Origin of the sequence: Methyloprofundus sp., from assembly GCF_965251085.1 — a bacterium.
Lineage (GTDB): Bacteria > Pseudomonadota > Gammaproteobacteria > Methylococcales > Methylomonadaceae > Methyloprofundus.
Map to the genome: position 1 here is coordinate 1323591 of NZ_OZ252594.1, position 13383 is coordinate 1336973.

14 protein-coding genes, 1 tRNA gene and 1 pseudogene are annotated in these 13383 nt (G+C 40.0%); 9 read left to right on the forward strand and 7 right to left on the reverse strand.

Annotation, left to right across the window (positions count from 1 at the left end; genetic code table 11):
• Positions 1-440: 440 nt before the first annotated feature.
• Both ACQY3F_RS06015 and ACQY3F_RS06020 read right to left on the reverse strand, forming a co-directional pair.
• Positions 441-641, reverse strand: a pseudogene (locus ACQY3F_RS06015) (PIN domain-containing protein); the annotation flags it as partial.
• A 429-nt stretch (positions 642-1070) separates the two neighbouring features.
• Positions 1071-1715 carry a hypothetical protein gene (locus ACQY3F_RS06020; protein WP_428354005.1) on the reverse strand — a complete coding sequence of 215 codons (645 nt, stop codon included), beginning with the start codon at positions 1713-1715 and terminating at the stop codon, positions 1071-1073.
• Between the two features lie 498 nt (positions 1716-2213).
• Here ACQY3F_RS06020 and ACQY3F_RS06025 point away from each other — a divergent pair, with 498 nt between their 5' ends.
• Positions 2214-3218 carry an IS630 family transposase gene (locus tag ACQY3F_RS06025; RefSeq protein ID WP_428353111.1) on the forward strand — a complete coding sequence of 335 codons (1005 nt, stop codon included), beginning with the start codon at positions 2214-2216 and terminating at the stop codon, positions 3216-3218.
• Between the two features lie 306 nt (positions 3219-3524).
• On the opposite strand, the gene ACQY3F_RS06030 is transcribed toward ACQY3F_RS06025, so the two are convergent.
• Entirely contained in the window at positions 3525-3710 is a 186-nt protein-coding gene (locus ACQY3F_RS06030) for a hypothetical protein (protein WP_428354006.1), read from the reverse strand.
• Between the two features lie 422 nt (positions 3711-4132).
• On the opposite strand from ACQY3F_RS06030, the gene ACQY3F_RS06035 reads away from it, so the two are divergent.
• From ACQY3F_RS06035 to ACQY3F_RS06065, 7 genes are all read left to right on the forward strand, one after another.
• Positions 4133-4705, forward strand: a complete 573-nt coding sequence (locus ACQY3F_RS06035) for a transposase (protein ID WP_428354007.1) — start codon at positions 4133-4135, stop codon at positions 4703-4705.
• A gap of 27 nt (positions 4706-4732) precedes the next feature.
• Entirely contained in the window at positions 4733-5269 is a 537-nt protein-coding gene (locus ACQY3F_RS06040) for a transposase (RefSeq protein WP_428354008.1), read from the forward strand.
• Between the two features lie 329 nt (positions 5270-5598).
• Positions 5599-6051, forward strand: a complete 453-nt coding sequence (locus ACQY3F_RS06045) for a hypothetical protein (RefSeq protein ID WP_428354009.1) — start codon at positions 5599-5601, stop codon at positions 6049-6051.
• Between the two features lie 8 nt (positions 6052-6059).
• Complete coding sequence (gene thiL, locus ACQY3F_RS06050; protein WP_428354010.1) at positions 6060-7001, forward strand: thiamine-phosphate kinase; 942 nt, start codon at positions 6060-6062, stop codon at positions 6999-7001.
• A gap of 3 nt (positions 7002-7004) precedes the next feature.
• Positions 7005-7499 carry a phosphatidylglycerophosphatase A family protein gene (locus ACQY3F_RS06055; RefSeq protein WP_428354011.1) on the forward strand — a complete coding sequence of 165 codons (495 nt, stop codon included), beginning with the start codon at positions 7005-7007 and terminating at the stop codon, positions 7497-7499.
• A gap of 49 nt (positions 7500-7548) precedes the next feature.
• Positions 7549-7625, forward strand: a tRNA-Met gene (locus tag ACQY3F_RS06060).
• A gap of 333 nt (positions 7626-7958) precedes the next feature.
• Positions 7959-9497 (forward strand): SLC13 family permease, encoded by a 1539-nt coding sequence (locus ACQY3F_RS06065; protein ID WP_428354012.1) that lies wholly within the window; start codon positions 7959-7961, stop codon positions 9495-9497.
• 19 nt (positions 9498-9516) lie between these two features.
• On the opposite strand, the gene soxX is transcribed toward ACQY3F_RS06065, so the two are convergent.
• Genes soxX through thiD form a run of 3 tightly spaced genes read right to left on the reverse strand, consistent with a single transcriptional unit; the run spans position 9517 to position 11308 of the window.
• Entirely contained in the window at positions 9517-9879 is a 363-nt protein-coding gene (gene soxX, locus ACQY3F_RS06070; RefSeq protein ID WP_428354013.1) for a sulfur oxidation c-type cytochrome SoxX, read from the reverse strand.
• Entirely contained in the window at positions 9876-10490 is a 615-nt protein-coding gene (gene thiE, locus ACQY3F_RS06075) for a thiamine phosphate synthase (protein ID WP_428354014.1), read from the reverse strand. The genes soxX and thiE overlap by 4 nt, the downstream gene beginning before the upstream one ends.
• Before the next feature lie 23 nt (positions 10491-10513).
• The gene (gene thiD, locus ACQY3F_RS06080) at positions 10514-11308 is read right to left on the reverse strand and encodes a bifunctional hydroxymethylpyrimidine kinase/phosphomethylpyrimidine kinase (RefSeq protein ID WP_428354015.1); all 795 of its coding nucleotides are present in this window, start codon (positions 11306-11308) and stop codon (positions 10514-10516) included.
• A gap of 188 nt (positions 11309-11496) precedes the next feature.
• Here thiD and ACQY3F_RS06085 point away from each other — a divergent pair, with 188 nt between their 5' ends.
• Complete coding sequence (locus tag ACQY3F_RS06085) at positions 11497-11724, forward strand: hypothetical protein (RefSeq protein WP_428354016.1); 228 nt, start codon at positions 11497-11499, stop codon at positions 11722-11724.
• Between the two features lie 224 nt (positions 11725-11948).
• Here the strand turns inward: ACQY3F_RS06085 and glgA are convergent, their stop codons facing one another.
• Positions 11949-13382: a glycogen synthase GlgA gene (gene glgA / locus ACQY3F_RS06090; RefSeq protein WP_428354017.1), complete on the reverse strand. Its 1434-nt coding sequence runs from the start codon at positions 13380-13382 to the stop codon at positions 11949-11951.
• Between the last annotated feature and the right edge of the window lies 1 nt (position 13383).

Sequence of the window (13383 nt, forward strand, 5' to 3'; positions counted from 1 at the left end):
TTGTCAAAAGATCATTTAGTATTTTAAATGGCTATGTCTGCATTAGCTGTTGGTAAGACTTAAAGGCCAATGATAGTTGGCCTTTATCTATTACTATGACTAAATTAAAACAATAACTTAGCATAGTACCAACACTTAATGAAGCTTAGCCTTTTAAATAGGTTCAAATACCATAGTATATAAAATGGATTCACCTAAAATAATAGGTAACCATAATAAAAAATGAATCACCTATTTGCCGAATGGCTCGTGTGGGGCATTAGCTAAATACGGAAATCCCGTGTTCCATGTATTATTCAAGCTATTATCTTTTTATAAACTTTGAGAGTAAAAAAAACAGAGTTTATTCCCCTATTGTGTCTCTACTAATTGAGTAACAAAGCGACGCGGTTTTGATTTCTAGTTTTCCTTTGTAATAGTCAAAGAACAAGGTGTTCGCCTTAATTAACCCAATTATCCAACTTTAGCCCCTCAACACGCTCAAATTCACGGGTATTATTAGTTAGTAAAGTCATATTTAAAGACAAGGCAACAACGGCTATCTGGATATCATACGCACCAATCGTGTTACCTTGTTTTTCTAACGTGGCGCGAATTGTAGCTGTTTTTTTCGCGGCCTCAATACTAAAATCTACCACCGTAGTGGTGTAATAAAGTTTTCTAGAGCCTTTAAATTTCGTTGCTGTGAATTATTTTTTGCAATGCCGTAATACAACTCAAAAATGCTAATGGTAGGAATATGTAATTGCTGAATCTGGATTTGTTGAAAGCGTTGCAAGACTTCTGGTGGATGTTGCTTTATTAAATAAACTGAAGTTTCCTAGTTTTTAGCGCATAAGAACATTAGTAATATCTTATTTAAAAAAACCAATAATTTATCTTAAAAACAACAGGTTAACGATGAATGAGGCCTGATTTTACTGTATAATAAAAGTTTCTAACGCATTGATTGTACAAATAAAACGATCTCATTCATGTTCATTTTACGCGATATTTTACTCCCGCTTCAAGACCATTTTTCCGAAACCACTTTAGGCCGTGAACGAGCCTAGGCTGTCGAAAAGTGACTTTTATGCTGCCTTATACTTCCCCGCTTTTTGGCTACCCCTGCCATTAAAAAATGCATGCCGTTTTTTTCGCACTGTGTAAGAAATATATTGTTTTTCCCAAGCTTCTATATCAGCCTGGGATGCCTTGTGCAACGCCTGTGTCACGGTGGTATCCGTCAACTTTCCACAGAGTGCTGGAATGAGAAGCACTGTGCGGTTCATATCTGCCTGTGGACTTCGCTCAATAATATGCTTAAAGTTTCCAAAAAGCGATTCGATAATATCACTACTGACCAGCAAAGGTAGAGAAGTCAGTTTCTTCTGAAGTGTAAAATGCTTCTTTAACCAACTTTGTAAACACTTTTTTACTTTTGAGTTTCTGGGTAGTTTTCTCGAGAGTTCAAAACATTGTCTATAAGTCGTTTTATCAAGTCCGTTATTTTTAAGGATTTCCATGACCAGCGAAATGACTTTTGTCGTGGATGCAAACGGCACAATAAAGTCTCTTGATTGACGGAAGTGAGGGAATGCCTTGCGTAGCTTTGCCAGTTGGCTACCTTCTTCAGCATGGCCTTTGACAGCAAAGACATTTAACATCTTTTCAGCCCACTTACCCAGCTTGCCAATACTTTGAAAGCGTCCTTTGCTGCGTAATTTTGGCGGCATAAGAAAGGCAAGTTATGTTTGACGCAAACATTTCGCACCATGACAGACTAATGCGGTGACGCGTTTATAAATATCCAGTTTCTCAAACTGGGCTTTAAGCGCGGTTGCTATCGTATGACTTATATCATCAATAGAGGGCACTGGCTGCGCTTGTTGATCTGACCACAACCGAACGCCTTTATTAAGTGTCGCATCTCTATCTTTCTATAATGGCGACTGGCTGACCTGCACGGTTGAAAATCTCTTCTAACTCGGTGCAGATAGTGTCGCCAGTAACTTTATCGGATACCGTGAGGCCAATGCACTCACAGTCTTCCAGTCGAATGGCAGATCCCCGTGTTGATAAGGCATCCACTTCAACCCGCAGAACAACTAAGGCTTTTTTAGTCCCTATATCAATCGAGTGATCAATAATGGCAACCCAGGGGTTAAGTACTTACGCAAAATTAATTTAACGAAAAAAGGTGTCATAATAAACAATTATTTTGCTGACTCTAAATGTTTGTGCTCTATATAAAACACCTACTCCCAGAAGAAATTACTGCTTTAAATGTGATGCATAAAAACCATCCACTTCATTTAAGTAGAAGTCGAGCTCATGCTATTTTATTAAGTTTCAAAGAGCATTCTGTTCCCATGATTTGTTCTATTTATAACGTATGCCGCCAAACTGTTTCCACTTGGTTTTCTAACTGGGAAAAGAATGGAATCGATGGATTGGTTGACTGTCAGGGAAGAGGACGGCGAGGTATTTTAACTGAAAAACAACAAATAAGCTTAGTCCAGAGAGTTGAAAAATCTCCTAGATCATTAAAATCAGTACTAGCAAAATTTGAAGAAGATCTAGGCATTTCAGTTAGCATTGATACTATAAAACGTATTTGTAAACAAGCTGATCTTGTTTGGAAACGAGTTAGAAAATCCTTAAGGATAAAGCGTAATCAAGATAAATTTGATTTGGCAACCGATGAAATAAAAGAATTAATACAACAACATAAAGAGAATGAACTTGATTTGTGCTACTTTGATGAGTCGGGGTTTACACTAGAACCCTGTGTTCCTTATGCTTGGCAACAGTCAGGTGAGACGATTGAAATACCAAGCTCAAACAGCAAGCGTCTTAATGTATTAGGTTTTGTTAACAGAGATTGCAGGTTTGATTCTTTTGTTTTTGAAGGGAGTGTAAACACTTCGGTTGTTGTGGCTTGTATTGATGAATTTGCTAAACAGATTAAAAAACCAACAACTCTTATTATTGATAATGCATCGACTCATACGAGTAATGAATTTAATGAAAACCTTGAAAGGTGGAAAGAAAAAAACCTATCCATTTACCGTATACCGCCATACTCACCCGAGTTAAATATTATCGAGATTATATGGCGTAAAATAAAATACGAATGGCTTCCTTTTTCAGCTTATGAATCCTATGCCTCTCTTCAGGAAGAATTATTTAAGGTGCTGTCTAATATTGGAAAGAATTACAAAGTAGAGTTTGCATAAAAGGTTAAATTAATTTTGCATGGGTACTTAGTGACAGCCTGTACTTGGGTCAGAAGTCCTAATCCTAAGCGCAAACTCCAGTTGATCACGGAGGTGAAATGAGGAACCCAGCCAACTGTAGTGTTTGTTTTTGACTTAAATAACTCGAGAATGCGTGGAACGCTACGATAAGAAACAACGGCATTCAATATCAGTAAAACACAAAGAACACGCGTTTGATCTGCATCCTTTATATCAATGAGTTGCGAACTATTTCCCACCTCGGCAAGAGCGGTAGATTTAGCCCTCTTTACGTTACTCTTTAAATTACAATCGAGTTTTTTTTACCTCAAGTGCCTGCTGCCTTAACTCATGATTCTCTTGCTTAAGCTCTGCTATTTTTTTCAGGTGACGCTGTTTGGTTTTTTTAAATTCTCGAATTTCATAGCGGCATTCGATGGTTGTGCGTTTCCAGTTATCACGGCTGTGTAATATTTTTGATAGTTGAACCATGGATTTGAGTCTTTCCGTTCTCTGTTTTCGGGGTTTCTTTTACCCGCTAAAAATGATTTCAAGTTGGATTAACTATAATCCATAAGATGATAATAACAAAGGAAAATATGACTAAATTATTGCAAGGTTAATCTTTCTAAATATTTATAAGTGATTGATTATTTGTTAAATGGGGGAAATTAGAGGGCTGAATCGGGACTATATGCCGCCTTTTAATCAGAATATATTTTTCAAGACATTGAATGTTATGAATATTTATAATTTGAACGCTATCTTTCGACAGCCGTGAACGAGCCTCTCAGTTCGTTTACACGATCCTGTCCATTATCGTTCCCTTTACGTCATCGATGACATCTAATCTTTAGCGCTGCCTTGATACGTTGTTTGGGTTTGAGATCAAGAATAAGTGCTTTTACACTTTCATGGCTTCTTCATCTTTACCGTGGACAGGCTTGTGGAAAACTATCTGGGGGCTGATTCCATCTCCTGAAACAGGTGGGCACATTTTGGTTGTACTGGATGACTCCATTATCACTAGAGTAGGCAAGAAAATCTTCGGCTGTGAAAAGATTTTTGACCACGCTGCCAAATCTAATCAAAGCAAATATCCATGGGCACAAAATATTGTATCGGTGGGACTGTTGAAACAAGTCAAAGGGCGCAGGGCTTGCTTATTTTTAGATTTCCGATTTTATCTGCCTTTAAAAACAATTCAAGCAAAAAAGAAGACAGCCACGATTAAAGGTGAAGTTGTTTCTTTCCAGACCAAGATGACTCAGGCGGGTCAAATGCTGATTGAGATTGCAGAACATTTTTCCATCGTTCCAATATTGGCAGTCACTGATAGCTGGTTTGGCAATAACGGCCTATGGAAGCCTGTTTATGAAGCGATTGGAAATCGATTTAATATTCTCTCTCGGCTAAGGTGCAATAATGTTCTATACGACCTTCCAGAAAAAAGAAAACCAAAGCAGCGAGGACGCAATAAAAAGTAGGGTCAACGCCTGGGATCAGCCACAGACATGGCCAAAACAGTACAAAAAGAAGCCCGATCTTACACTGTAAATCTCTATGGGAAACAGCGTGAAGTCAGAGCTTATAATCGTGTTGTTATGCTGAAAGCATTGAAACGCCCCGTTCAGGTTGCTTGGGTTTTCCGTCGCACACAATGGATTGCTTTGTTTACGACTGATTTAGATTTATCAGTCGCACAAATTATTGAGTATTACGGGGCAAGGTGGAAAATCGAGTCAGGGTTCAAAGAGCTTAAGCAGGACATAGGGAGCCAGAAAAGCCAGTGTCGTAATGCGCAGGCAGTGACCAACCACTTGAACTTATGTATGATGGCAACAACGTTAACGTGGATTTATGCGGATCGTTTAAAAACCGATCCGGAACGTCGGCACAAAGTGAAGGGGCGAACCAGCTTTGCCTTTTCAGATGTTCGACGCATCATTGCCGAAGTTGCTTTGGATCCGGATTTTGAAAGGGTTTGCCCCAAATACAGCAGCTCCCCTGTAAATTCGATGGTAACCGTTTTACTACGCATGGTCGCTTGATGAATTTCTAGGAACTTCAATTCTTAAATAACGCGCTGTGACCGAATGATTTGAAGTGAGGTTTTTCAGGGAAACCAGGCTGACAGAATACAGTGCTGGCCATGGCCAGTAAGAGATTCTGCCCCTTGAGGATTCTCAATATCTCCCTGAATGCAAATTTTTACTTTTTTTTCGGGTACAAGGTTTTAGCGGGAGTAGCTGTGATAGTGTTAAAATTATATAAATAATGCTTTCATTCACAGTCAGTTTACATTCCGGTCAAGCTGTTTTGTTTTGGCCTTAAAGTGAAGGATTAATAATTTATCTTTACTGTAGAGGATGTTTTGGATATGGAGTTTAGTATGCATGTTTTTGTTTTCTTGATACTTTCCGTTTTAATGAACCCCGTTTTAGCAATTACCAAGTGTGAACTAAAGGGTAAGGTTATCTATAAAGAAGGAGGGTGCCCTGAGCATGCAGTGACTAAATATTGGGTAAATGGCAAATATATTACTGAGCAACAACTTAAGGAATATCAACAACAAGGAAAGATAAAGTCTGAGCAGGCTTTTAAGCAAATAAATACACCGGATAAAAAGGTTTCAACGGTTGAGCTGAAAGCAACCGCTCTAGAGGCTGAGGAATCGACTCATACTCAGGCAGAAATTCTAGATGCACAGGATATTGAGAGCTCGCCTATTCATGTTAATGTGCCTAGGGCGTTTGAGTATGTTAATCCCAAGCTGGAGGCTATGGACCGAAAACTTGACGAGCATAATAAAAAATTACAGCAGATAGAATAGTCATAAAAATGGCAATCGCAGAATTTAATTTAATCGATCAATTTTTTACCCGTCCAGCCGAAGGTAAAAATATCCATTTATCTATTGGTGACGACTGTGCTTTGCTTTCTGTGCCAGAAGGTTATGAGCTTGCAATTACTGTCGATACGATGGTTGAGAATGTACATTTTTTTCCTGACGTTACGGCGGAGCAATTAGGGCATAAATTACTGGCTGTGAATCTAAGTGATCTGGCTAGTATGGGTGCTGAGCCTATTGCTATTACCTTAGCGTTAACGATGCCTAGAGTTGATTCGCTTTGGTTGCAGGGGTTTGCGCAAGCTTTATTTGCTTTAGCTGATAAATACAAACTGGATTTAATCGGTGGTGATACCACTTCAGGCCCTTTAACTTTGAGTATTCAAGCAATGGGGCTGGTGCCTGAAAATCAGGCTTTAAAGCGTTCGTCTGCAAAAGTTGGGGATCTGATTTATGTGACTGGAAGTATTGGGGATGCTGGTTTGGGCTTAAGAGTTAAACAAGGTTACTCGGGACTGGGCGATAAGCTTGCATTGCAACGTTTGCATAAGCCTAATCCGCGCATTGGTGAAGGCCTGGCAATTCGACCTTTAGCAAATGCCTGTATTGATATTTCCGATGGGCTGGCTGCGGATCTGGGGCATATTCTGCATAAAAGTTCTGTCGGTGCAAGGCTTGATTATGCACAAATTCCTCTTTCTGATGCAGTAGAGGACTACATAAAGCAAACAGGTGATTGGCAAATGCCCCTGGTAGCTGGAGATGATTATGAGCTATGTTTTACTATAGGTGCCGAAAATGTAGGTAAACTAGATATCGCTTGCAGTTGTATTGGTATTATTGAACAAGAACGAGGGCTGAGAATTACACATCAAGGTAAAACCTCATTTTTTAATGAAAGTGGTTTTGAACACTTTAATGATGATAGATAAATAATGTTTTTACAAACAGTAGGAAAGACCCAGTTAAGCGCTAAAGAAATACTAACAAGCCCTGTTTTATGTCTGGCATTTGGCTTTGGCTCAGGCTTAGCTAAAAAGGCACCCGGGACCTTTGGTACTTTAGCAGCAGTCCCTATTTATATTGCTTTAGTACAGACAAATATCTGGCTCTATAGCCTTGCCACTGTATTGGTTTCAGTTGCAGGAGTCTGGATTTGTGGAATCGCGGCGAATAAATTAGGTGAGCATGATTTTGGTGGAATAGTCTGGGATGAAATTGCGGGCTACTTAATTACCATGTGGTTCGTTGCTTTTAGTTGGCAAAATCTATTATTGGGGTTTGTGCTATTCAGGATATTCGATATTATTAAACCTTGGCCAATAAAATGGATAGATCAAAAAATATCGGGAGGTTTCGGTATTATGCTTGATGATGTTATTGCAGGTTTAATTGCTGGTCTTGTTTTAGTTTCAATTAACTTAATTTAAATTATTGCTTGCAAGAATAGGGATATCAAGTATAATTGAACAAATCAATCGCGGGGTGGAGCAGTTTGGTAGCTCGTCGGGCTCATAACCCGAAGGTCGTAGGTTCAAATCCTGCCCCCGCTACCATTGATCTGTATTATCATTGGCAATCAATGGGTAGTATGAATTAAATAGATTTATTCCTGGATTTATTTTCAATAGCAATCTCTTCAGAATCAAATAAAGATTTTTAACTTTATTGCGTGCGCAATATTTTAAAAATTCTTTATTTTTTTATATTAACAAATTAATTTGAGTGTGTCGCTGTTTTTGTTAATTTTAATTTTCTGAATATTTCCAAATTCGACTCATATCAGAAGGGTCGCTGGTTTTATTGTCAAATCTAATTTCAAAGTTTACCTGAGGCTACATTCAATCAATAGTGTAGATAAAGTGTAAATACATCCCAATATGAGCCGTTTGTTTGTACGAAAAATAGGCATAGATACTATAAAAAAATTTGGCTTATTTTTAGGGCCGAGTTTGTTTCTATTTACCCTATACTATGTTGAATTATCTCCTGAAGCTCCTGCTTTAACCTGTATGCTTGCCATAACCCTACTCATGGTTTCCTGGTGGATTACGGAAGCTATTCCGCTATTTGCTACGGCACTTTTACCGATGATTTTTTATCCCTTATTAGGGATTTTAAAAAGTTCTGCTACCGCGTCTATTTATTTTAATAGTACTATTTTTCTGTTTCTGGGAGGCTTTATGATTGCCCTGACCATGGAAAAATGGAATCTGCATAAACGCATTGCCCTGTTTATTATTAAATTAATTGGAGGAGGGCCGCAGAAAATTATTTTGGGGTTTATGATCGCCTCTGCATTCTTATCTATGTGGATATCCAATACCGCAACTGCAATTATGATGGTGCCGATTGGTTTGGCCATCGTCTTGCAGTTGGAAGACGATTTTAGTGTGAGTGAAACGGTTCAATTTACGACTTGTTTAATGCTAGGCATTGCTTATGGGTGCTCTATTGGTGGTGTTGCTACTCTAGTAGGGACGCCGCCTAATCTTTCTTTTGTGCAGATTTTTCATATAACTTTCCCACAGGCAGAACCTATTGCGTTTGGTCGCTGGATGTTGGTGGCTTTGCCCATTTCAGCTGTTATGCTGATATCGGTTTGGCTATTGCTGTGTAAGGTTTTGTTTCGTATTTCAACAAAATTACGCATCGATCAAAAGCTTATTAATCAGGAATATACTGCATTAGGTTCTATGAGCTATGAAGAAAAAGCAGTGTTGCTGATTTTTTCTCTAACTGCACTGTTATGGGTGTTTAGGGAAAACCTGGATCTTGGTTTTGTTACGATACCAGGCTGGTCGGCATTATTGCCATATCCAGCTTTGATTGATGATGCGACCGTCGCCATGACAATGGCCATGTTGATGTTTATAATTCCAGCTCGAAGCCAAGGGGGTAACGGAAGTACTCTAATGGGGGCTGAGGTGGTAAAAAAACTTCCCTGGGATATCGTTTTACTTTTCGGTGGCGGGTTTGCCCTGGCAAAAGGTTTTCAGGTGACGGGGCTTTCTGCCTTTATTGGCAATCAATTTAGTGGTCTTGCAGGAACACCCCCTTTGCTAATGATTATCGCAATCTGTTCGGGTATTATATTTTTAACCGAACTGACATCAAATACCGCGACGACGGAAATGATATTGCCTGTACTCGCATCGGTTGCAGTAGCGATGCAAACCAATCCATTATTATTAATGATTCCCGCGACGCTTTCAGCTTCTTGTGCTTTTATGTTTCCAGTTGCCACGCCACCTAATGCAATTATATTTGCGAGTGGTCGAGTAAAAATGTCAGATATGGTTCGGGCTGGGATTTTTATCAATATTGTCGGGATTTTTGTCATCTCCCTATTGTTTTATTTTATTGGCACGGTTGCCTTTTCAATAGATCCAGATGTTTTTCCTGAGTGGGCCCGTACTAAAGGGTGAAAATAACCTTTTTAGCAGCTTACTTATTCGCACTAGTTAGACTATTAACCGACCAGATATAATCCGTTACTAATTCCAGTTCTTCAGGCGTAAGAATTTTATTTTTACCGAAGGGAGGCATACTGGTATTTGCATTGAATTGTGTGGCATCCCAGATAATGGCTTGCAGTTGATCTTTTGATTGATATTTTTCTTGGATATTGACTAAGGCCGGACCTATATTTCCAGGATCTTCGCCATCTTCAATAATATGACAGGCAAGACAATTGCCTTTGCTGCGCTCAAAACTTAAAACTTTGCCTTGTGCCAAACGCTGTTGCATGCCTGGGTAGTTGCAGGCGCTTAGCGTTAAGCTTAAGAATACAGTTAATAATGCTTTCATTTGAATAATACCTGGTAAGCTTGCGCTGATTGATAAGGGCTTGCGGTAAAAATCCCTCCGATAACGGCTAATAGATCAGCTCCTGCATTAAGTAATTCTGCACCATTTTCTGGTAATATGCCGCCTATAGCCACGATAGGTACATGCAAACGGTTTTTAGCTTGCTGTAGGCTTAATATCTGTGCTGCCGCCGCTAATGGTTTGCTGCTGGAAGGGAAGAATCGACCAAAAGCAACATAATCAGCTGAACTCTGTTGTGCTTGAATGGCCAATTCTACACTGTCGTAACAGGAAACGCCGATGATTGCTGACTGCCCTAAAGTTTCACGTGCAAAACTGAGCAGCCCATCTTCTTTGCCAATGTGTACGCCGTCTGCACCTATCTGTTTAGCCAGGGTGATATCGTCATTGATAATCAAAGGAATATTGTTCGCATGACAGAGCTCTTTTAATGCACCTGCCAGGTAGACTGCATTGACAGGTTGTTTGTCCCTGTATTGTAAAATTTTTATACCACCCTTTATTGCGCCACTAACATCAGCAATGATTTGTGCGCTCGTCTTATGCTCAGTTTTGGTAATGGCGTACAGCCCTGATGAAGGAAAATTCATTTTACAATCGCTTTACGCATAGCTTAGTTATGATCATGCATCCAGAATAGACGATTAGGTAAAAATTGTCCTGAACTTAGTTGATAGCCTGCATTCAAGCAATTCCATGTATATTCTTGAGCTTCCATCATGCAGGTTTTTATTTCCAGTCCGTGCGCCAATAATGAGGCGATACTGGATGCTAAAGTACAACCAGAACCATGATAACTTTGTGGTAATCTATCCCAGCTATAAGTTTCTATACATTCACCTTGATGGTAAAGCTTATTACTAACGGCGTCTGTTTGTTCATGGGCTCCCGTAATCAACACGTATTTACAACCTAACTCTAATAATCGCGTGCCAGATAATTCCAGGTCATCTGTCTTGGCAATCTGACGTGCCTCGACACTATTGGGCGTTAGAATTGTTGTGCGCGGGAGTAATAACTCGATAATCGAGTCAATTAGAGCATCACTGGATAAGCTGGACCCTCCGCCGGCAGCTAATACAGGGTCTAATATAACAGGTATGGTAGAATATTCGCTTAAAATGGTGTGTATGGCTTCAACTGTTTCTACACGACCCATCAAACCAATTTTAATGGCCTTTACCGGTAAATCTTCTAGAATGGTTCTGGCCTGAGAAATAATTGCTTCGGCCGACTGTGGTAGCATCTTTTTGACATTGTGTGTGTCTTGCTCGGTTATGGTCGTGATAACGCTGGTAGCATGAGATTGATGGCTAATTATTGTTTCAATATCTGCTTGAATACCAGCACCGCCACTAGGGTCATGGCCTGAAAAACAAAGTACAACGGGTTTAGTTGTGTGAGTCATAATGAAATGAGATTGATGATAGAGAAAAGATGCCGCTATTTAACCAGAAAGTTATAACCAAGTTCGCATTAATTATATACATTATGTTGTTTTTTGGTTGTGCAGGGGTAAAAGATCCTCTCGGCCTCTATAAAATAACTCAAATCAGGGTTGATGCTGAAGCAATATTCAGGCGACAAAATGTTGTTATGAGTGAAGTAATGATTATCACGATGGATGAAGACTATAGTACTTTGTCTACAGCAGAGCAGGAAATGCAGGATGCCTGTGTTGATCTTAACGCTTATGCTATCCGCGTGCGGGACAAGGTGGGTGATGACTTAGCCGCACAGCAACGTGTATTAAACTCCCTAGACCCGTGTGAAGCGGCTACCAGTAAATTAGAAGAACTCGTCAGAACGGGGGCGTATAAATGAAGCAGCCGTGGCTATTCTTGCTGTGAATCCTAACCCAGAAAGGCGACGCTGTTGACTTAAGCCCTCTCTTGCTGGAGAGCAGGGTGAGGAGAATTAAATCATGCATTGATAATCCCCTCATCCCAACCTTCTCCCTCTGGAGAAGGAGATTATTCTTAGGTCAACAGCATTGACCCAGCAGATAGGGGCGAGGGTTCACTTTTTCCTTAGCTGCAGTTTTGTCGTTACAAGGTATTATATAAATCCAGATATTTCTGGGCACTTTGACGCCAGGAAAAATCTTTACGCATGGCATTTTTTTGCAACTGCTGCCAGCTTCGCTTATTTGCATAAAGTAATATTGCACGTTTAATCGTTTCCAGCATAGCACCGACAGTAGGCTCTTGAAAAACAAATCCTGATGCTGTTTTATCTGCTAGGGTATCTGGCATAGCATCAACAACCGTATCTGCTAAACCACCTGTTTTTCTAACGATTGGTAGCGTACCATAACGCTGGCTGTACAATTGATTAAGTCCACAAGGTTCGAAACGAGATGGCATCAAGAACATATCAGCTCCGGCTTCAATTAAATGTGCCAGATCTTCGTTATAGCCGATAGATACGGAGATTTTATCAGGGTATAAGTAACTTAAATTTTTAAGCCGGTGTTCAAAACCTTTTTCTCCAGAACCTAGGAGTACAAACTGAATCGGGTAGTTAATCAACTCATCTAAACTGTCAATAACTAGGTCAATCCCTTTTTGGTCTACCAGTCGTCCAATAAGGCCAATTAGTGGAATAGTGGGGTCTACGGGTAGATTATAGTGCTTTTGCAAGGCGGTTTTGTTGACCGCTTTTTTTGCTAGGGTAGCAATATTATAATTCTGCGCAATACGGGGGTCTGTTTCCGGGTTCCATACGTTGGTATCTATCCCATTGATAATGCCATTGAGTTCATGATGGCGGTGGTGTAATAGCCCCTCTAAACCGTAGCCGTAGTCAGCCGTCTGAATTTCTAAAGCATAATTTGGACTAACCGTTGTAATATGATCTGCACAGGCTATACCTCCCTTGATAAAGGATAGCAAATCATGGAACTCTAATGCACCAGGGTTCCACAATTGGCCAGGTAAATTCAGCTCTAAATATTCTGCCTTGGAAAACATGCCTTGATAAGCCATATTGTGTATCGTAAACACTGTTGAAGGGCGGTGTGGTTCCAAGGTCAACAGTGCAGGAACCAGGCCACTTTGCCAGTCATTACAATGCACAATATCCGCTTTCCAGTCTAGATGTGCACGGTTTTGAGACACCTCGACTGCAACACGGCAAAACAATGAGAACCGTGCAGCACTATTAGTCCAGGCATTACCAAATTCATCGGAATAAGGGTTTCCCGGTACATCAAAAAACTCGGGGCAATCAACTAACCAGACGATAACATCCGTACCCGGTAAACGCGTTTCTAGAATATTAACATCATGATTATTAAGGCGCAGATAACAACGGTACTCTACCTCTTCTTCAAGTTTAAGTGCTTGATATTTAGGTATGATTATGCGTACGTCTTGATCTAGATCAGCCAGGGCAATAGGCAGGCTGCCAGCGACATCAGCAAGGCCCCCTGTTTTAATGAGGGGGTGTACTTCACTACTAACAAAAAGTATGTTCTTCATG